At 45.2% G+C, this 19,392-nt stretch carries 15 protein-coding genes; 10 read left to right on the top strand and 5 right to left on the bottom strand.

Annotated elements, in window-relative coordinates:
- Nucleotides 1-5: 5 nt before the first annotated feature.
- The 6 genes from ICW03_RS09010 (at nucleotide 6) to ICW03_RS08985 (ending at nucleotide 5,925) form a co-directional block, all read left to right on the top strand.
- Nucleotides 6-1,982 carry a hypothetical protein gene (locus ICW03_RS09010; protein WP_215347500.1) on the top strand — a complete coding sequence of 659 codons (1,977 nt, stop codon included), beginning with the start codon at nucleotides 6-8 and terminating at the stop codon, nucleotides 1,980-1,982.
- A 33-nt stretch (nucleotides 1,983-2,015) separates the two neighbouring features.
- The gene (locus ICW03_RS09005) at nucleotides 2,016-3,620 is read left to right on the top strand and encodes a hypothetical protein (protein WP_215347498.1); all 1,605 of its coding nucleotides are present in this window, start codon (nucleotides 2,016-2,018) and stop codon (nucleotides 3,618-3,620) included.
- Nucleotides 3,620-4,300: a flagellar basal body P-ring formation chaperone FlgA gene (flgA, locus tag ICW03_RS09000; protein ID WP_215347496.1), complete on the top strand. Its 681-nt coding sequence runs from the start codon at nucleotides 3,620-3,622 to the stop codon at nucleotides 4,298-4,300. Before ICW03_RS09005 ends, flgA begins: the two co-directional genes overlap by 1 nt.
- A gap of 90 nt (nucleotides 4,301-4,390) precedes the next feature.
- On the top strand, nucleotides 4,391-4,726 hold the full coding sequence (locus ICW03_RS08995) for a flagellar biosynthesis anti-sigma factor FlgM (protein ID WP_215347494.1): 336 nt from the start codon (nucleotides 4,391-4,393) through the stop codon (nucleotides 4,724-4,726).
- Between the two features lie 51 nt (nucleotides 4,727-4,777).
- Nucleotides 4,778-5,191, top strand: coding sequence for a hypothetical protein (locus ICW03_RS08990; RefSeq protein ID WP_215347492.1), 414 nt, complete (start codon nucleotides 4,778-4,780; stop codon nucleotides 5,189-5,191).
- A gap of 86 nt (nucleotides 5,192-5,277) precedes the next feature.
- A complete protein-coding gene (locus ICW03_RS08985; protein WP_215347490.1) occupies nucleotides 5,278-5,925 on the top strand; it encodes a tetratricopeptide repeat protein in 648 nt (215 codons plus the stop codon).
- A gap of 26 nt (nucleotides 5,926-5,951) precedes the next feature.
- Here ICW03_RS08985 and ICW03_RS08980 read toward each other — a convergent pair whose 3' ends face one another.
- Genes ICW03_RS08980 through flhA form a run of 4 tightly spaced genes read right to left on the bottom strand, consistent with a single transcriptional unit; the run spans nucleotide 5,952 to nucleotide 11,264 of the window.
- Complete coding sequence (locus ICW03_RS08980; protein WP_215347488.1) at nucleotides 5,952-6,641, bottom strand: FliA/WhiG family RNA polymerase sigma factor; 690 nt, start codon at nucleotides 6,639-6,641, stop codon at nucleotides 5,952-5,954.
- Nucleotides 6,642-6,675: 34 nt separating this feature from the next.
- Entirely contained in the window at nucleotides 6,676-7,494 is an 819-nt protein-coding gene (locus ICW03_RS08975; protein WP_215347486.1) for a hypothetical protein, read from the bottom strand.
- Nucleotides 7,491-9,137, bottom strand: a complete 1,647-nt coding sequence (gene flhF, locus ICW03_RS08970; RefSeq protein WP_215347484.1) for a flagellar biosynthesis protein FlhF — start codon at nucleotides 9,135-9,137, stop codon at nucleotides 7,491-7,493. The genes ICW03_RS08975 and flhF overlap by 4 nt, the downstream gene beginning before the upstream one ends.
- Nucleotides 9,138-9,173: 36 nt before the next feature.
- Entirely contained in the window at nucleotides 9,174-11,264 is a 2,091-nt protein-coding gene (flhA, locus tag ICW03_RS08965) for a flagellar biosynthesis protein FlhA (RefSeq protein WP_215347482.1), read from the bottom strand.
- Nucleotides 11,265-11,682: 418 nt separating this feature from the next.
- Here flhA and ICW03_RS08960 point away from each other — a divergent pair, with 418 nt between their 5' ends.
- Nucleotides 11,683-12,108 carry a flagellar protein FlaG gene (locus ICW03_RS08960; RefSeq protein ID WP_215347480.1) on the top strand — a complete coding sequence of 142 codons (426 nt, stop codon included), beginning with the start codon at nucleotides 11,683-11,685 and terminating at the stop codon, nucleotides 12,106-12,108.
- A 93-nt stretch (nucleotides 12,109-12,201) separates the two neighbouring features.
- On the opposite strand, the gene ICW03_RS08955 is transcribed toward ICW03_RS08960, so the two are convergent.
- Complete coding sequence (locus ICW03_RS08955; RefSeq protein WP_215347479.1) at nucleotides 12,202-14,622, bottom strand: flagellin; 2,421 nt, start codon at nucleotides 14,620-14,622, stop codon at nucleotides 12,202-12,204.
- A gap of 290 nt (nucleotides 14,623-14,912) precedes the next feature.
- On the opposite strand from ICW03_RS08955, the gene ICW03_RS08950 reads away from it, so the two are divergent.
- The 3 genes from ICW03_RS08950 (at nucleotide 14,913) to fliD (ending at nucleotide 19,368) form a co-directional block, all read left to right on the top strand.
- Nucleotides 14,913-16,604: a flagellin gene (locus tag ICW03_RS08950; protein WP_215347477.1), complete on the top strand. Its 1,692-nt coding sequence runs from the start codon at nucleotides 14,913-14,915 to the stop codon at nucleotides 16,602-16,604.
- An 89-nt stretch (nucleotides 16,605-16,693) separates the two neighbouring features.
- On the top strand, nucleotides 16,694-17,098 hold the full coding sequence (locus tag ICW03_RS08945) for a flagellar protein FlaG (RefSeq protein WP_215347475.1): 405 nt from the start codon (nucleotides 16,694-16,696) through the stop codon (nucleotides 17,096-17,098).
- 119 nt (nucleotides 17,099-17,217) lie between these two features.
- Nucleotides 17,218-19,368 carry a flagellar filament capping protein FliD gene (gene fliD, locus ICW03_RS08940; protein ID WP_215347473.1) on the top strand — a complete coding sequence of 717 codons (2,151 nt, stop codon included), beginning with the start codon at nucleotides 17,218-17,220 and terminating at the stop codon, nucleotides 19,366-19,368.
- Nucleotides 19,369-19,392 lie beyond the last annotated feature (24 nt).

The following is a 19,392-nucleotide window of genomic DNA, read 5'->3' as shown; positions in this document are numbered from 1 at the left end:
TAAATATGAGCAAAATATATAAGAACCATGTCTTTCGGCGTACAACCTTGCCTTGGCAATGGTTGGCAGCTATTTCTTTTGCCATCGCCATGCTCGCCAGTATTGGCGCATACGTATCCGCGCGCAGCTGGGTCGCTGAAGGTCGTTATCTTCAATCCCTTGATATTGCACAAATTGAAGTATTGCGCTTAATTCCCGCTTTAAAAGATTTGCAAAAGCAAACTACAGGCACTTTTGCGCTGGATTCAGAATTCTTTGCCAACTTAAAGAAAACCGATCGCCTTTTAAAGTCAATGACGGATGATATTAAGAAGCCGGCTGATGCCGCCGCCTCTACTGCTAATACTGGTGTAACTGGCACTACCGGTATTAGCAAGCCGCCCCCTGTAAAGTCTTTGAGTGCATCCGGCAGTAAGTTACAAGCTGCCAGAGGCTCCAATAACGAGCCCGCTCCTGAGTTAGCGGTGCTATCAGAAAATTCATTAGTGGCCTTTTTCCAAAAACTAGATTCAAAGATTATGAAGATTGTTTTTGGAAAGCCCGATAAGTATGCAGATTCAAACAAAGATGAGGAAGCTGTTGCGCCTGAGCAAAAACCGGCCAGGGCTGCTGATGTTCAAGAAGTCTTGCTGGGCGCAAAAAATGTTGAGTTGGCAATCAGTTTGGTGTTGACTCAAGAAAAGCCATTGGGAGGACTGATGATCTTGGCTAAGTCAGCCCAGAGCTTGCTGGATTCAAAAGGGGCATTAGAGCTTGATAAGCTGTCCATGGATTCTCCTGCTAGAAAATACGCTGAAAGTTTGACTGAATTTGTAAAAGCAAACTCGACTTGGCAAAAAAATATCACTAGTCCAGAGGCTAGTGCTGAGTTGCAAAAAGCCTTGGGCGCCGTTATTGATCAAAAGGTATTGCTGGAGATTGAGGCAGGTAAAAAAACAGCAGGTAAATCGACTTTAAGTCTGACCCAGGCAATGCCTAAAGTGCATCAGTCGCCATGGCACACCCAGTTACCTCAGGAGAGCGCTTTAGCGTTAAAAATTTACTCTGCCAATATGCAATCAGTACGTGATTTTGTAACTGATCCCGAGGCACTGCAGGTGATCACCCAAAAGAATTCTCCGAGCCTAGATCTATTGGACTTTAAGACGGCCGGTGGATTTTTAGGGCTGACTTTACTTAGCATGATCGGTATGATCGGTGCGGGGATTGGCGGACTAATGTCTGTCTATAACGCCACACAAAATGTTGCTGATGCTCAGCGAAGCTCTAAGGTAGCTTCAGCTGCTGACCAGTTATTAGGCTCTATTGATTTAGGTCTTGCAAAAGCCCCTGGTAAGCAGCCGCCCAAGTTTGTTGAAGAGTTGAAACCTTCAGTTGAGAAGCCTGCGCCTGAAGCGAAGGCGAGTCCGGCTCCTGAATCCAAAACAACTGCGGTAATGGCCGAATTAAGTCAAGCCCTGAAAGATAAGGTGAGTGATATTGATGTTCGCCTTAAAACGCTGGGCCAGATTGCTTCTAAGTTGCGTCATTCCGTTAAAACACTGCAAGATAAGAGTGCTCAAATGCGCAGCGACAGCACTGAACAGTCGGATGAGACTTATCATGCCTCTTCTAGTGCGGGTCGAAGCAGCCCTCTTGATCAGTTGCAAGATGCCTTCTTTGCACTTAAGCAGCAGGGTGTGCGTTTGTATTTGGCTATTCTGGATAATCACTCAAGTAAACAGTTGGCCATTGAAACTGAGCAACTGAACTTATTGGTTGAGCGTGTTGAGACAACAGTTTCAAAAATGCGCAGTACTCTTGCATCGACTTTCGATCAGGTTTCTGAAGCACAGTCAACGACGCCTCAGGTGTCTCCAGAAATTGTGGAGTTAATCAACATGGACGCCAATCAAGTCATGCGAGATCTTGAGCTCTGGCAAGATGAATTTGAAGGCTTAGGTAAAGCGGTTGTTGGGCTCAAGCAGGAAATGAATGCGTAATCGGACGCATAGTGGATAAGGCATAAATCAAACATGGCCGAAGAAAAACCCCTATTTCTAATTGACGTTGATCGCGCCATTGAGGGATTGCTTTCTTCTGCGCCTAAGAATGGCGAGACGCTTGTCAAAATTGAACCCTTGGTAATGCATTGCGTTGATCTAGCGAATGCATTGGATGGCGCTGGGTTGGAGGACTTAAGTGGCTTTGCTACTGAGCTCGTTGAGCAATTTAAAACTAAACGCCCCCAGGCTTTTGTCTTAATAAATGATTTGATTGCTTTAGCGCAAGCTGAAGTTGCCATGATTCACCCCTCGGATGATGCGAGTACCCAGCTTAGCTCAGAGCAATTACGCGTGGCTAAAGAAGGCTTTGCTGCTCAGTTGTTGCGACTCCAACAAGGTGAACCTATTTTGCAAGAATCTGTACTTATGGCGATCGAGCCGGAGGCAGACTTACCTGGGGGGAGCGAAGACTCTAGTTCTGTAAGTGCTTTGTCATCTGAAACTCAGATCGACCCGGAAGAATTTGAGGATGAATTCCCTAATCAAGAGTTCTCTTCGGATTTGGTCTCCAAATTAAATGTACCTAAAAGTGCTGCTGTAGTGCCACCGCAGGTGATCGAACCCGAGGCTGCCTTGGCGCCACAAGAGAATCAAAAAATAGAAGCTGCTCAGGAGCCCATTTCTAGAGAAGAGGCGCTGAATCAAACGCTGGAACGCACAATGAGTGAGCTGAAAAGCTTGTTTGTGCCCCGCGAAGAATCTCCTCCTGTAGTTTTCACGCCACCTAATCCTAAGCAGTTTGCGATCCCTGAAAATATCGTGAAGCCGATTGATCGTGCTAGCTCTTTGGATTACTCAAGTCATCACCGACATTCAGACCGACAGTTTATGGTTGATCGCGCTACCAATCTCAATCGCATGCAAAAGGCGAGAAGCTTGGTCGGTAAAGGAGATGGTTGGAGTGGTGTAGAAGTTGATTTTTTACTAGGGCGCGAACAAGATGATCTCGTGAGGGCTGGGCAACAGTCATTGCGACATCTTTTTGAGAATTTGACTGAAGAGCTCTTGATCGATGAGGTCTACGCTGACCCTGATATTGCTCAGCAACTTTTAACCATCATGAGTATTTTGCCGCCTTGTCCCAGCATCTTTGCCGTACAGCAAGAGCTCATGATTTTTATTGATCTAGACCACTTGGACTTATCAAACGAACATTTGCTGGCAGTTGGAAGTATGATGGCTGAAATTGGCGGAGCGATCGAAATCCATGCCAATGGTGCGCGCCTCTCATGCCCCTCCAGTTTATTAAGAATGCCCATGGCTTATTTTTCTCGCCATGGAGAGCACTATGCAGTTTCAGCTATTCAGTATCTTGGTGAAGAGGCAATTGAGCGGGTCACAGGCTCCAAAGTAGATTCCTTGGGAGAAATCATTCACCCGGCCAGAAGAGTGCATATTCGCGTCGGTCACCAAGACTATGTGATCTATGCCCATGAATTCTTGGGTGTTCAGAACATGAACGTGCATCAAAATATCCCTAAAACTCTCGAGCGACCCTATTGGTTGGCAGGTATTGCTTTGGACGGATCCAATACGGCCTATTCTTGGGTTGCTTTAGATCGGTACACCAGGTAATGCACTTTCTTATTCGAGTTGTCCTGCTGTTCTGTTTTGTGGGTTCAGTCGCCCAAGCTGCCCTACCATCCGATCTCGAGAAAGAGATCAAACGCTATATCCAAAAAAGCCCTAGCGTGAATGGATTGCGAGTTGAGCCCGAGCTTTTAGATCCCAACATCACTTTGCCACCGTGTTTGGGCGGAACAATTGAGATTGGTGTCGCCATGGGCTCGCGCCTTTGGGGAAGAACCACATTACAACTGCGCTGCGCTAAAGCAGCCTGGATGATTAATGTACCTGTAAATATCCACGTTTTTGGGGATTATGTAGTCGCCAGCCGTTATTTACAATTTGGTCAAAAGGTCGAGCCAGGCGATATTCGAGTGGTTGAGGGTGATTTGAGTCTATTGGCTGATGACGTCATTCGCAGCCCAAGAGGAGCCTATGACCGAATCCTCAGTAGACCCCTGCAAATGGGCGCCCCAATTGGGCTAAACGATTTAAAGGAATCTACCGTAATAAAGGTAGGAGATCCCGTAAGGCTTTTATTGGGCGGCAAGGATTTCGAGGTTTCTGGAGAGGGAATCGCCCAAACTGCTGGAATGCTTGGTGATATGGTACGGGTGCGCATAGCTGATGGGCAGATATTGCAGGGTAAAGTCATCAGGGCTGGCGTAGTAAAGGTTAATGTGGAATAACTTGCTGTAAAAAGTTGGTTTTTCCATTAAAGTAGGGGTATAGACGTAGTTTTTGCTGGTTAAAATAGCCGAAGTAAACGGGAGAATGAGATGAAAGTAAACGAGAATGCAGTAGTCATTCCGCAAAACTCAGGAGTGGGAAAAGCCACCTCTGGCTCAAACTCGACCGCTTTAAATCCAAGCGCGAATAAAGTGGTAGCAGATGCTGTTGCTGGTCCAGCCGTAAATTTAGATATCAGTCTAACTGCTAAGTTGGCTGAAGTGCAAAGCGATACCGCAGCCAATAAGGTAACTGATGAAGCTTTGATTGAGAAGTTGCGTAATCAAGTAGCAGCAGGCGACTTTAAGATCGACTACAAGAAAATTTCTCAGGCAATGCTCAAAGATGTAGTGGCAGCCATTGGCCAAAAGTCTCAGCAAGCTTAAATAGCGCGCTCGCTTTTCCAAGATCTAGATTTTCTACCTGTTTTCTCATTTATGACAGATCAAGACCTGTCAACCTCATTTGACGGTCTGCGTCATTTTTTACAAGAAATTACAAACGCTGTCCAAAATTTGCGCGAAGCATTAGAAGCAAATGATATGGAGCGCTTGCCTACTGCTCTTGATTTAACTAATGCCGCATTAGACGCCATCAACTTTTATCCTGGCGGCGCTCAAAAGCTCAAAGAAGATATCAATCAATTTCCTGATGATCAAAAAAAGATTCTGCTGGGACTTTTGGATGAGGCCTCTTTGAATCATCAAATCAATGGTGATTTAATTCGCTTGGCTATGCAACGCAGTGTAGCCATGCAATCCTTTATTGCCCAGCAGGCCCCTAGTGCAACCTATGGCAGTGATGGTGGGGTTCCAGGATCAGTGGGCGGAGTTTTATCCAAAAAAGCGTAATACCCTCAAGGTATTAATGGATATCAATTTTTCAAGAGAGTGAAGTCGGTATGTATGGGGATAGTGCTCGCTTAGACATAGCGACAATGAATTTAAACAAGGGTAGATATGAAGCTGCTTTTGAAATTTTCTATGATTTAGCAACTAATGATTTAGACCAAGAGGCCCAGTTTGCTCTGACTAAAATGTGCTTTGACGGGCATTTGGATGCAGAGCAAATCAGTAAATTATTTGCCTGGGTGAACTCGAATAGTAGCCTTGGAAATGGTTATGCCCACTTCAATGTAGGGCTCATGCATGAACGCGGCATGGGCGAAATCAAACAAAGCTATAAAACTGCAATTGAGTATTACGAAAAAGCAATTAAAGAAGAGGTTCTCGATGCCTATTGCAATCTCGGAAATATTTATGCGCTGGGCCTTGGTGAAGCCCAAGGTATTAAGCGAGATACCCCCAAGGCAGTCTCCTACCTAGCAAGGGGCGCTAAGGAAGGTTCTCGTCAAGCTGCTTACACGCTAGGCTGCTTATATGAAAAAGGGGAATACATTCCTCAGGACCATAAAAAGGCTTGCTATTATTTAGTGCTTGCAACCTTAGCGGGACACGAGCAAGCCCATCGCGTGTTGATTATGTTTCAGCATGCGAACAAGGGAAATTTCAATCTAGAATTTGATGCTGCTGAAGCCCAGTACGGCAAAATTCAAAATATGCGTAGGCTGTATAAATGCTTGTAGTGAACTAAATCTGAGTTAACGCGCCTCTAGACTTTCAGTTTTGCCCGAATGCGAATCATGCCTTGGGTATGGATTTGACTGATCCGTCCAGGGGTGATGTTCATGACTTGTGCGATCTCCCGGTAAGAAAGATCTTCTTGATAATGGAGCGCAAAGACCAACTGCTCGTTTTCTGGCAGGCCCTCAAGAATGGTGGCAATTCGCTCAGCTAGTTGAGTCATTGCGACAGCGCGCATGGGATCAGAGGCATCTGTATCTGAGGGCAACAAGTCATCGGATAAATCATCCAATGGCATGAGGTGAACCATATTAGCCATGATGGCGTAATAAGACTCTAAGCTCATTTCAGCTGTTGTAGCAATTTCCTTTTCGGATGGATGGCGTCCTAGTTGCTGCTCAAGTTTACGGGTGATCTTTTCTAAGCCTTCAAGCTCGTCACGTTGGTTGCGTGGCAAGATATCATTTTTACGGCAAGCATCATAAATAGCGCCACGAATTCGGGTTCTGGCATAGGCTTCAAAAGCTAAATTTGCTTGAGGTTCATAGCGGGTGAGAGCATCTAATAAGCCCGTTAGCCCCTCTTGAATTAAGTCATCGACTTCAACATTCGGAGGTAGGCGTGAGCAGATCTGGTGAGCAATCCGCTTAACTAGGGGCAGATGCTCTTTGATGGCCTGATTGATATCTATGGATTCAGAGTAACTCGATGGCTTCAATCACGGCTCACTAAATAATATTGTCGTTATTTGTTTAAGCCGTTATTTTGGCAGAGATTGCTTTAAAAAATCCCTGCGGCAGAACAAATTCTTGTTTTACCCCTTTGCGCACTGGATTTAAGCTCATGTCATCAGTGTCAATTTCAACGCGCTCGGCAGTCAATGACTTGATCCAGCCGATCGATTCCAGTGGTTGCTCTAAGGCTGTTTCCGAAGCAGATTGCAGTCTTTCAAAAGCGGCTAAACCAGCGGACTCGTCTTCGCCGCCAACAATGAGAACGGCAAAGGGCTCGTTAAGCTGCAAGCTGGCCATTTGGCGAACCATCACTAAGGCTTTTTTGAGAGATGCATGGTCAGTGGCAGTTACCAGAATACGTTTTACATTGCTGCCAAGATAAGACACCACATTGGCCTGGGGATCAATGGTTGGAAAGATTACGTAATCAATATTGAATTCGTGGGTCAGCAGGCGCTCATCTAAAGGAGGGTGCTTAGCAAAACGGTTGGTAATTTCAGGGCGTAGCTTGACGCTGGTGGCATACCAAAGATTCTCTTCAATCTGCTTAACGCTGCGCGGTAGGTCAATCGAATTGGTAAAGACTTGGCCGAGGTCATAGCGCACTGGATATAAAAATCCAGACATCGTTTTGCGATCCGCAAGGGGCACCTCGTCTACCAGTAAAACACGATGTCCTAGCTGTTTGATGCTATGTGCTGTACCGTGCCCTAGATGAATGGTTGAATCGGGATCCAATGTACTGGCAATACAGATGATCTGACAAAGCTCTGCGCCAAAAATATCTCGCAATCCTGCTGCTTGATCGTTGCCGCCACCATTAATTACTGTGCTCATTGGTTCACTTTGCGAATCCAGTCGCCTAAATGATCTGATAGCAATGCGGGCACTTGCTCGTCTGTAATCGAGAAAGTTTCTGAAAAAGCGCGCATAGCCATTGCACGATGGCTGAGGTAATTGACGTCAGGCTGACTGAGATCCTCCGGAACACGTTGGCCATTCGATACAAACAGCACCGATAGATCATGGCGAATCACGCTATCAATAACGGGGGCTAGATGTGCCGCTTCATCAATCTTGGTAAGGATGACAGAATCCAATTTTTCGCCATTAGTATTTTGCATTGCTTGATTGTGAAGATTGATGACTTCCTCTTGCGTGCGCAAATCCGTCGTGCTACTCATGACCAAAATGCGACGTGCTTTACTGGAGCCGTGCTCCAAAAGACTTGCTTGCTCGACCATTAAAGCATCTCGCTGACTGACGCCTGCAGTGTCGAGCAAAATAATTTTGCGATTAGAGAAATCTTTAATTTTGGCAGCCAAGTCTTCACTATCGCGAACGGCGGTTACAGATAGCCCTAGAATTTTGGCATAAGTCTTGAGTTGTTCTTGGGCGCCGATACGATAGGTGTCGGTTGTGAGAAGCGCAACTTGATTGCGGCCATAGCGCAATACACAACGAGCCGCAACCTTGGCAACTGTAGTCGTTTTTCCAACCCCTGTTGGGCCAATGAATGCAAAAACGCCACCGCGATCAAAGGTGTCAAACGCATGCGAAATTTTGATCATGCATTTCACTTGTTCGCGCGCATTTTTAATCAAATGCGCCAAGCTTAGATTTTCAGGCAAGTTTTGTGAAATTTCGGCGCAAAGCTTAGGCGAGAAGCCGCTATTCAGTAAATGTTTTACAACTTCGGTAATTTGAGAATTGCCCTGTTGAATATTGCCCCAAAAACTGCCTGCCACATGCGACTGCAAGAGTTGCTTCACTTCGCTGATTTCGGATAATAGTTTTTCCACCTTAGGGGAGTTATCTGAAGCGGGTGCGGCAGCAGTGACGGGGGTGGGTGTTGCAGAGGGTTCTGCAGATATCGATGATGTTGGATTTATAAAATTACTAGGTGCAAAGCTACGCTGGGCTTGCGATGCGCTTTGAGCAGCGCTACGAAGTGCGTTGAGTGCAGCAACTTCTTGCGACGCCCTGGTGTTGGCCGCTAAGCTAGCGCTAAAGATTGAATCGTTATTTGAGGGGTTGATGACATTGACGTCCCCCCTGGCAATACGTTCGGCATTATTAAATGACGTGGGAAGAAAGGCTTCTGCACCTGGTGCTCTAATAGATCTTGCAACTTTGTTTTCTGTGCGAGCGGGATTGCGACGCAATGCGCCTGCGGGAACAGGCTGAGCTGCTTTTGCCTCTGGTTCTGGGGCACGGCGTGCAATTGCATTATCAAACTTTGCTTGCAAGCCAGAGCGTACAAGCGAGCGCTCTGAAAATGCATCAGCCTCACCAAATGAAGGATCTAGCACCTCTGATCGGGCAGATAAATTGGACAAATCATGTGAGGTGATGGCAATGATTTCAACGCCTTGGCTAGTGTCTTTTGTAGAGAGCACCATGGCGTCAGGGCCCATCTCATTTCGGATGAGCTGCAAGGCTTCAGCGGTATTGGCTGCTATAAATTTTTGGGGGCCCATGCGTTAACTCCGAAGTAATTCTATTTAATAGTGATTTTAGGTGGTTTTGCCTGTTTGGGAGCAAAGAACCTTATAAAAAGCCAAATTACCAGTAGGAGGTAGTTCGCTCAAGGCCAGTACAACCGCCTGTGGACAAACTCGGCGGGCAATCCGAGAAATCGTAGTTCTGGTTCGGGTGCCGCTGACGATCACTGGGGGTAAATTTTGGTTTTCCATTTCCTGCACCCCTTGAATGACCTCTTCGCCAAACATGCGAGCTAAAGCAGGTTCAATCAGGCCATCAGGAGCAATGGCGCCGGTGCCAATAGCTTGCTCAATGAGCTGCTCAAATTCTGGTTGAATACCCAAGACTTGAAAATTAACCCCGTCACCCAGAGTATCTTGCACAATCGTGCGGCGTAGTGCATACCGAATATGCGGCAAGATTTCGAGCGGATCATTTAGCTTGCCGGCATATTCGCTCGAGACTTCCAGGATGGTCCGCAAATCCTTGATAGGCACATTTTCTTCTAGAAGTAACTGCAAGATACGCTGTAATTGTGCGACGGTGACAACCTTAGGAACGACATCTTCTACCAATTTTGGGTAACTCATCTTAAAGTGATCAAGTAAGTCTTGGGTTTCTTGGCGGCCTAGAAGTTCTGCAGCATGCTGATGAATTAAGTGATCTAGATGTGTGGTGATTACAACCGCAGGTTCAACTACCGTGTAGCCCTTGGCAATGGCTTCATCACGCAAGCTACGTTCAATCCAAACTGCTGGCATGCCAAAGGTTGGATCCTTAACTTCAATACCGGGAATCTTTTCTGTACCGCTTTGTTGAATGGCCAAAAGACGATCAGGCAAACATTGGCCGCGACCAATTTCTGCGCCGTAGAGCAAGATCCGATAACTCTCAGCGCTCAACTGCAGATTGTCGCGAATGTGTACCGATGGAATCAAGAAACCCACTTGTGTAACAAATTTACGACGAATCGCTTTAATTCGTTTAATCAGATCGCTTTCATCACCTTTATCAACCAGGGGAATGAGTCGATAAGCTAATTCCAAACATAAAGGCTCCACAATCGGAACATCTTTCCACTCTAGTTCTTCATGGGCTGTCGGCTGGGTAGCAGCAATTTGAGCAGCCGCAGCTTCTTTTTTCATGCGCTGGTGCGTCAGATAGGCCAGACCCCCAAAGAGCGTCGCAAAAGCTAGGAAGATGAAATGCGGCATGCCCGGCAAGATACCTAGGATGCCTAGCACTGCAGCAACAACACCCAGTGCATTGCTATTGGCTTCAAACTGTTTCGAGACCTGACCAGAAAAGTCATCTTCAGTCGAAACGCGGGTAACCAAAATACCGGCTGCTGTAGAGATCACGAGCGCCGGAATTTGTGCTACTAAGCCATCACCAATAGTCAGTGATGCAAAAGTAGAAAGTGCTTTGGCAAAATCCATACCATGCTGCAGGACGCCGATCATCAATCCACCAATGAGGTTGATGACCAAAATCATGATGCCGGCCATGGCATCGCCACGGACGAACTTGGAAGCACCATCCATGGAGCCGAAGAAGTCAGCTTCTTGCGCCACATCGGCGCGGCGTGATTTGGCTTCGTCTTGCTGAATGAGGCCCGCATTTAAATCGGCATCAATTGCCATTTGTTTACCAGGCATGGAGTCCAAGGCAAAGCGTGCAGAGACTTCAGCAACGCGGCCCGAGCCCTTAGTGATCACAACAAAGTTGATGATGGTGATCACAATAAAGATCACGATACCGACTGCAAAATTGCCACCAATCAAGAAAACACCAAAGGCTTCAATCACCTTACCTGCGGCATCCGTTCCTTTATAACCATCCATCAAAACAATACGTGTAGAGGCAACGTTCAGCGATAGTCGTAAGAGCGTGGTGAGCAGTAATACTGTCGGGAAAGCAACAAAGTCCTTAAAGCTTTTGATATTGATCGCTGTAAACAGAACAATGATTGATAGGGCAATGTTAAAGGTAAAGAGCACATCCAAAATGACTGCTGGCAAAGGCACCAGCATCATGACCAGCACTAAGAGAACCAGAATCGGTATGGCGCCTTGTGCCGAGGGGCTCGGCAGCTTAGAGGTGTCAAAACCCAGAATTTTCATGCGATAGGTCTTTTGCCCGATAAATGATTAATTGCAGCCCAAATAAAGCTAAATTAGTGGGGGCTCACCATATCTAGTAGTCAGATACCCCAACAGCCCTAAATATACCGTATTTCAGGGTAAAAAACACCAAAAATGGCAATATTTGCCGCCTTTTGGGGCAGCTTTTGCCTCATTTATAAAATTTCCCCTTAGAGCAAGAAATCACAGCCCAATATTTAGACTTTTATAAAATCTTTTTCCTATATAAGTCATTGATTTAAATAGGATTTAATTAAATCTGAAATATTTTTGTAAAAATACCTAAACACTTTCTAAATAATTACCGTATCAATCGATATGCAAGCCCTCCGTATGAAGATTTGCACAGGTAGCATCAATAGATATAGGTATTACATAAAAGGAAACGCAGGAAAAAATGTCGGACGCAGTTATTTCATCAGCAAACTTTGCGAGCACACAGTATCAAGGTGTGGCTCAAAGCACTGCTGCGCCTGCGCAACCTGCACCCGCACCAGTCAAAGTAGCTGCTCCGAATATCCCCTCTGATGCTGAAGTTGTCTCTAAAGTTGCCAGTACTGAAATTAAGCCATCTAATGTTGCCGAAACTGCACAAGCCACTAAGATTGCGATTGATAAAGCAGTTGAGCAAATTCAGAGTTTTGTACAGTCTATGGGGCGTGATCTCAAGTTTTCAGTTGATGGCACCACTGGTTACCATGTGGTGACCGTGACCAATCCGGAAACTGGAGAAGTTGTGCGTCAAATGCCTTCGCCGGAGCTTTTAAAAATAGCTCAAAGCTTGCCGCAATTTAGTAGTGGCTTAGTAAATCAAAAAGCCTAGAAATATAAAAATATTTAGCAATCAGTTCTCAATAGAATACACATCAAGAAGGCCCTCAGTGAGGGCCTTCTTGATGTGGGAATGAATCTTTGCTTAAGGCTTAATATCATCCCAGAGTTTAATCAAGGTCTTCACCACGCTAGGCATTTCGTTAGCGACTCTCATGGCGCTAGTAGCGGCGTACTCCCTGATAAATCCTTTGCCAAGATTTCCAGATTCTTGGGCGAAGTCAGCATCAGTTTGAACTGATTTTGATTTGCCTAGATCAATGCTTTGCATTCTTAAATTGCTATTGATATCACTGACACGATTAAGCTGTGAACCTATTGCGCTGCGTTCGCTAGCGATGTAATCAACTGCCTTATCTGATTGGCTTGAAAGCGTATTAAACGTTGTGCGCCATTGTTCGCTTGAAGTTGAGACATTAAAACCCTTAAGCGTCTGAATCGATTTAGATAGAGCCACAAGGCTGGAGTTATTTAAGTCAAGAGCCTCAGCAGGTGTTCCAACAATAATGCTGGCCGACTGCGTCACATCCCAGGGTTGGGTTTGCGTTGTGATGTTTAGGGATAAACCGGTAGTGCTATCGGTAAATATATTGGTGGCATTGGTAATGCGTCTACCATTAATTGTGAGGTTAGCATCTCGGGCAATGTCAATCCCCGCGACTGAATTCTTGAGAACTAAGTTTGAGGTGAAATTACTATCCCAAGCAGCTGCTCCGTATTGATAGCCAGCAGTTGCTGGTTGATTACGTGCACCTAGATTTTGAAAATTAAAGTAGGGATTGGGTGTTACGCCATCTACTAAAAATTGACTCGTTCTATTCAGTGTTTGATCATAAGCTGCTGAATAGGGGTTTGCAAAGGGATAGTAAGAAACATACCCGGGATTAGGATTGAGTTCACTATTAATGACTAAAGTGCCATCAGCTTGCTTTGTGCCTGTTGCTGCGGCTGCATAGTTTGTATTTAGGTACTCTTGTCCAGCAGCGCCAGTGTAGGTCAGGTACTGACCATTGTTGCCTTCAAAGGCAGTTATTCCGCCCGTATAGGATACGGTTGGTTCGCCAGCTGTTGGACTTTTTACAGAGTAGTTAAAGCTTGTTTGTAAGCGTCCGTCTGTCAATAAATTTACCGTGCCAGTGACATCAGTCCCGGTCAGGGTATTGTCTGCAACCACTAAAGTCATGCCGTGAAAGGAAACCGCATTAGCCGCTCCCGTCATGCCACCATTTACTTTGACCGCATATTGACCGGCATTAGGCTGATAGAGTCTGGCAGAAACGTTGTTGTCATTAAGACCATTAATCCAGCTGCTAAAGTTGGTCAACGAGATATTAAAGCTACCAGCACTATAACCAGTCATAGCTGCTACAGCTCCTGACGTAGTAACACCACCAGTGACTTTATCTCCATTGGCCTTATAAGTATTGGAGCCAACGGTAAATGAAAAATCTGCGTTAATGCCAACAGTATTATTGGCCGAGGTGAAATTAGTAAACTCAAATTCGGTAGCTGCAGCAGACTCATTAATCGTGATGCTGTAGCTTCCTTGCGGTGTTGTAGGCGCCGCCAATACTTGCAGCGCTGCAGGATTGGTATTTGAAATACCATTTAAATTCACTGCACCGGCAATTTCGCTATCAGGTTTAGCTGTATTGGTAAGGTTAATCGGGTTGTAGGCAATCAGATCAGAGTTACGTGGCCCAGCACCAAATTTGATTGCTGGCCCTTCTTGTACGATGATGGGTTTAAATACGTTGCTTAAATTTTTAGCAATCTCTTCTGCGCTATCGGTAAGACCATTGAGTCCAATAGTGCTGCTGTCTAAACGCATCCAAATGCCAAAATCCCCAAAATTGAGTGCCTGGGTTGATCTTGTACCGGTTGGGGTGCTCACTGTGATGGTTTGAGCGCCTAGAGCGTTGTCATTCCAATCCGTTTTAGTCATTGTTAGATTGGATCCACTGCTCGAAAGCTTGTAAATGCCCGGACGGGCATCGCTCACACCAAGCATGCTGACAATAGTGTTGTCTAAAGTTCCCATATTAGTGGAGCCTACCTTGATGCCGGAATTGGCATCAAGTACCCCATAGTTAGTCAGTAGAGCTCGATTGTTAAATTTTGTCCGATCAATCGTATTAGTAATTTCGGTATTGAGATCGGTGAGTTCTTTGGCAATATCGACTTTTTGAGTGTTACTCAGCCCTTCATTGCCGCCCTGAACCGCCAATTGCTTAACCCTTAGTAAAACATCCTGAATAGCGCTCAGTCCAATATCAACAGTTTGTAGAAGATTTGTGGCCTGATTCAGGTTTGAAACCGACTGGTTTACGGCGTTGAGTTGGCTCACCATGCTTTGTGAAATAGCCAAACTGGCAGCATCGTCTTGTGCTCCATTGACCCTTTGGCCTGTCGAGAGCTTTTGTACCGTGCTCGCAAGTGCTTTTTGGGCTTCTAGTAAGCCTTGCTGTGCATAAAGTGAAGCTGAGGTTGGATCAATAGTGGACATGAGATGCTTTCGGAATTAATCAAAAAATTGACGCGTAATGGCTATACGGCTTATTTATTAAGGATGTTTAGCAAGGGCCGACCTTTTCATCAACAAATCGTCTGAAATATCACCAAAGGCACTTTAATCAAGGTTTTTTGCTGTCTAGGCACAAATAAAAGATTTGCAAATATTCCTAAACACTTCTCCAGGGGGTGCCGTTAAGAGATTTACAGGGGAAATTAGCCGCGTTGGCACCCCAAAACCGATTTTGAATAGAAGTATTCAGCAGCACTTTTAAGGAGATTTAAATGGCAACCGTTATTAATACCAACTTGGCCTCTTTGTTTGCTCAAAACAGCTTGTCAAATGCCCAAAATAATTTGGCAACATCTGTTCAGCGCCTTTCTTCTGGCTTGCGTATTAATAGCGCCAAAGATGATGCAGCTGGCCTGGCAATTTCCCAAAACATGCAGAGCCAAATCAACGGCACTAATCAATCAGTTCGCAACTTAAGCGATGCAACAAACTTATTGCAAACTGCAGATACTTCTTTGTCATCTATTCATGACATGTTGTTACGCCTCAAGCAATTGGCTACTCAAGGTTACGATGGTTCTTTGTCAGTAAGTCAAAAGCTAGACATCGTGCAAGAAATGAAAGATCTGAATACTGAGATCAACACAACAGCGCAGCGTACACAATTTAATGGTATTAACCTTTTAACTAGCGGTTCTTCGATTGATCAAAATAACTCTGATCTTAAGGCTGGTCAAAAGGTAATTAATACTGCAGTTAGCTATGCAACAACTGCTGGCACATTGGGTGCAGTGGTAGGCGTTGCTGCAGGAGCAGCAGCTGGCCTTGACTTTTCAGCGGCTGGCGTTACTGGGGGTACAACATTGACTGGCATTGAGCTTGACCCAGCCCTAGCCCCTAAGCTTGGAGGTCTTAGTTTTACTTTTACAGCAAATGGCAATAATCTAACCATGACTGGTACACAAGATGGGCTAGCAAAGTCCCAGACTGTAACTATTCGTGATTCCAATTTTGATTCAATCACAGCCATTAACGACACTCAATCATTAAATTTTGACCAGTTTGGTATCAAATTTAATTTGTCAACAACAACAGTTGCCAATAAAGCAACTCTTGGATCAAGAATTGCATCCGCCTTTACAACTGCGGCTAATGATCCATTGACATTTGCTGGTCAAATGGGCGAAGTTACTGATGTACGTTTATCTGGTGTAGCACCTGGAACATATACTTTATCAACTGGTGCAAGTGATGGTATTTTGACTTTGTCAGGAACCATCAATGGTATTGCAACTACACAAGCAGTTACTTTGTCAGACAATGCGGCTAATGCAACCCAAACGATTAACTTTAGTTCTTTCGGAATTCAGTTTGATGTGAAAAGCTATCAAGCTCAGACAAAAGCTAATATTGCCGATAAATTAGTGTTGCTTAATAATGGTACTCCTGCAACTGCCGGTCAGATTGTTGTAGGACAGGGCGCAAATAGTGCATTGAAGTTCCAAAGCGGCGCAAATTCCGATGCATTTATTCAGATTGACACGTTAAACGTACAAACTGGCTCAACTGGTTCGACTGCTGGCCAGTCTTCAGAAATGATGACTCTGGGTACAAGACTGACATCGTCATCTGCCGGTAACCTCGGAACATTAGGTAGTTTGGATAGCATAGATGTATGGCAAACAGCTTTCAAGAATGCTGCGGCAGCTGTTGACAATGCAATTGAGTACATTTCTACCAAGCGCGCGACTTTTGGTTCGCAAATGAATCGTTTGAGCTATGTTTCTACTAACTTGCAGGCTCAGTCTACTAACTTGCAGAATTCTCGTTCCGCAATTATGGATACTGACTTTGCTGCAGAAACTGCAAAACTGACTAAGGGTCAGATCATGCAGCAAGCTGCAACAGCGATGTTGGCACAGGCTAATCAAATGCCAAACGTGATCCTGTCATTGTTGAAGTAAGTAATTTATAAAGCTATACACAAAAATCAGGGTGACCTGATTTTTGTGCCTTAGGAATAGGTATTAATGTTGTTATTGGGAGGTATCGTATGAGTCAAGTCGCCGCATTAAATTCTGCGCCACAAACACCAGTGGCTACTGGAGTGATGCAATCGGCTGGTTCAGTCCCCGAGCGAGTCCCTCAGCCAGTTCGCAGCGATGCGGAGGTTGTAGCAAAAGCCGCTAGTACTGAAATTAAGCCATCTGCAGTAAATGAAGTAACGCAACCAACTCGCGAAGTAGTTGCTAAAGCAGCGCAACAGATTCAAAACTTTGTTCAGTCTATGGGTCGTAATTTAAGTTTCTCTGTTGACAGCACTACTGGTTACCACATTGTTCGCGTGACAAATCCCGAAACTGGTGACGTAGTTCGTCAATTGCCAACGGAAGAATTGATCCGAATTGCCCAAAGTTTTGCACAGTTAAACGCAGCATTAGTGCATCAAAAAGCATGATATTTACGTGCCAAACTAAAAATTGGCACGTAAATTGCATTAAGTAAGCTGCCCCCAGATGTATTCTGGGCTTTTGGTTCGTTTATAGCTTAAATCTGACAAGGGTAGGAATCCAGGAAATGGCAGTTTCTTCATCCACTACAAGCACTTCCAGTACCGGTACTGCATCAATTGATGTGGCTAGTATTGTTGCGCAGTTGATGACGGTTGAGAATAAGCCTCTAGATGCAATTAATACCAAGATTACACAGCAGCAAGTTGTCATTAGTGACTTAGGCACCGTAAAAAGTAAGGTGTCTGCGTTGGGCGATGCTTTGAAGGCATTTCAAGACCCAAACTCATATAACAACGCAGTAGCTAGCACGTCTGATGCTACTGTTGTCCAAGCCACTGCAGCCAATGGCGCTCTAGTTGGGAGCTATAATGTGGGCGTTTGGGCTACAGCGCAAGCCTCTAAATATACCATTGCCGGTTATTCTTCTAGCGCCGATTTGGCGTCGATTGATTCAGTTGCTGGATTTTCAATCACGGTAGGCTCAACAACCTATAACACCTTGGGCACACCAGCAGGGACCCTGGCCCTTGCATCTACTGCAACAGTTACCGACTTAAAAAATTGGATCAACGCACTCGCGGTGAACGTGAATGCGAGCTTTGTCCAAACGACGGATAGTTCGCATTTTGCCTTGATGATTCAAGGTTCTCAGACGGGTCTTGCAAACGCTGTTTCGTATTCGGGAATTACACCTTCGACTGCTCCGGTTATTGTGACAACCACAGGATCAGCTATTGCAACAGAAACGGCAGCAGTTACTTTTCACGATTTGACTGCCGGTCAAACCATTACGATGGGCGGGCTTACCTTTACCGCAGGTTTATTAGGGGCTTCAACAGCTCAGGTGGCAAGTGCCTTTGCCAGCATTGCTGATGGCACCACTGCAGCAAGTATCAATACAACTAAAACCTTAAACGATGCTCATGGCGGCGCATTTACCGCTGGCAGCATGACTGGTTGGGCAACTGGAGTAGTAGCAGGTGGCACTAGTGTCACTTTTACGAGTACAGTTGCCAATCAAGATGTAGAAAATTTAAGCAGTGCCGGATCTGCAGGTGGTTTATCGTTTACAACAGTAAGCAATGCACAGGATGCTGTGTTCACCGTCAATGGCACTAACTTTACGCGCTCATCCAATGCGGTCAGTGATGTGATTACTGGTGTGACATTAAATTTGGTGAAGTCCTCCGGAGCACCACAAGCTGTTAACGTTACGCGCGGGTCAGATAATTCTCAGAAGACTATTGATGACCTCATTACGGCTTATAACGATTTAATTTCGACCTATAAGACGATGACAGCGAATGCTAACAATTCAACGTCATCAAAAGCAGGCACCTTTGCGAATTCACCTACGACACTCTCCTTTATCAATGAAATCAAGAGCAAGTTTGCTCTTGGGGCAACCTATGGAAGTGCAGATCCTGTAACGGGAAAATTTAATACCTTAAGCATGAATGCGATGGGCATGGATCTGCAATTAGATGGAACCATTAAATTTAATGCTGCCGCTTACTCTCTTGCTAGTAGCAAGGGTCTACAAGGCATCTTAGCTGCTGGTGTCAAAGTGGGCGGAACTAGTGGGAGTCTTTCAACTAGTCCGGCAATTACGACAACTCAGGGGACAGCCCTAAGTACAGAGACGGCTCAGACTGTTTTCACTAGCATGGCAGCAGGTCAAACATTAACTATGGCAGGCCTGACCTTTAAGGCGGGCACTCTTGGCGCAACCGCTGCACAAGTGGCGAATGCATTTGCGAACATTAGCACCATTGGTACAACAGCAAGCTCACTTAATTCTTCAAAAACATTAAGTGATGCTTCTGGCGGTGCCTTTACTTCTGGGTCTTCAACAGCCTGGACCACTAGCGCTGCGGGCGGTACAACTGTCACATTTACAAGCGCTACAGCAAATACAAATGTTACGGATTTGAGCACAACTCAGACCATTGGATCCAGTGATTTGCTAGCTTATATAAATAGACAAATAGGCGTAAACGGGGCGATCAATAGCCAGATTCAGAATGAGATTTCTGAAGGCAATGATTTGGCAAAGCGTCAGGCGCAATTAACAGAGCGTTTAAACTCGATCCAGAATAGTTTCATTGCGCAATATTCAGCGCTTAATGCTTTGTTGTACCAATTGAGCTCTACTAGTACTGCATTGTCTGGTGCGTTGACTGCTCTGACTAATAGTCAGAGTGGTAAAAACTAACAAATGAATTCTTTCTTGTTAAAA

It is taken from the genome of Polynucleobacter sp. MWH-Aus1W21, assembly GCF_018687275.1.
Lineage (GTDB): Bacteria > Pseudomonadota > Gammaproteobacteria > Burkholderiales > Burkholderiaceae > Polynucleobacter.
Note: the sequence above shows the minus strand (reverse complement) of the source record. Positions and strands in the feature narration are given on the sequence as shown.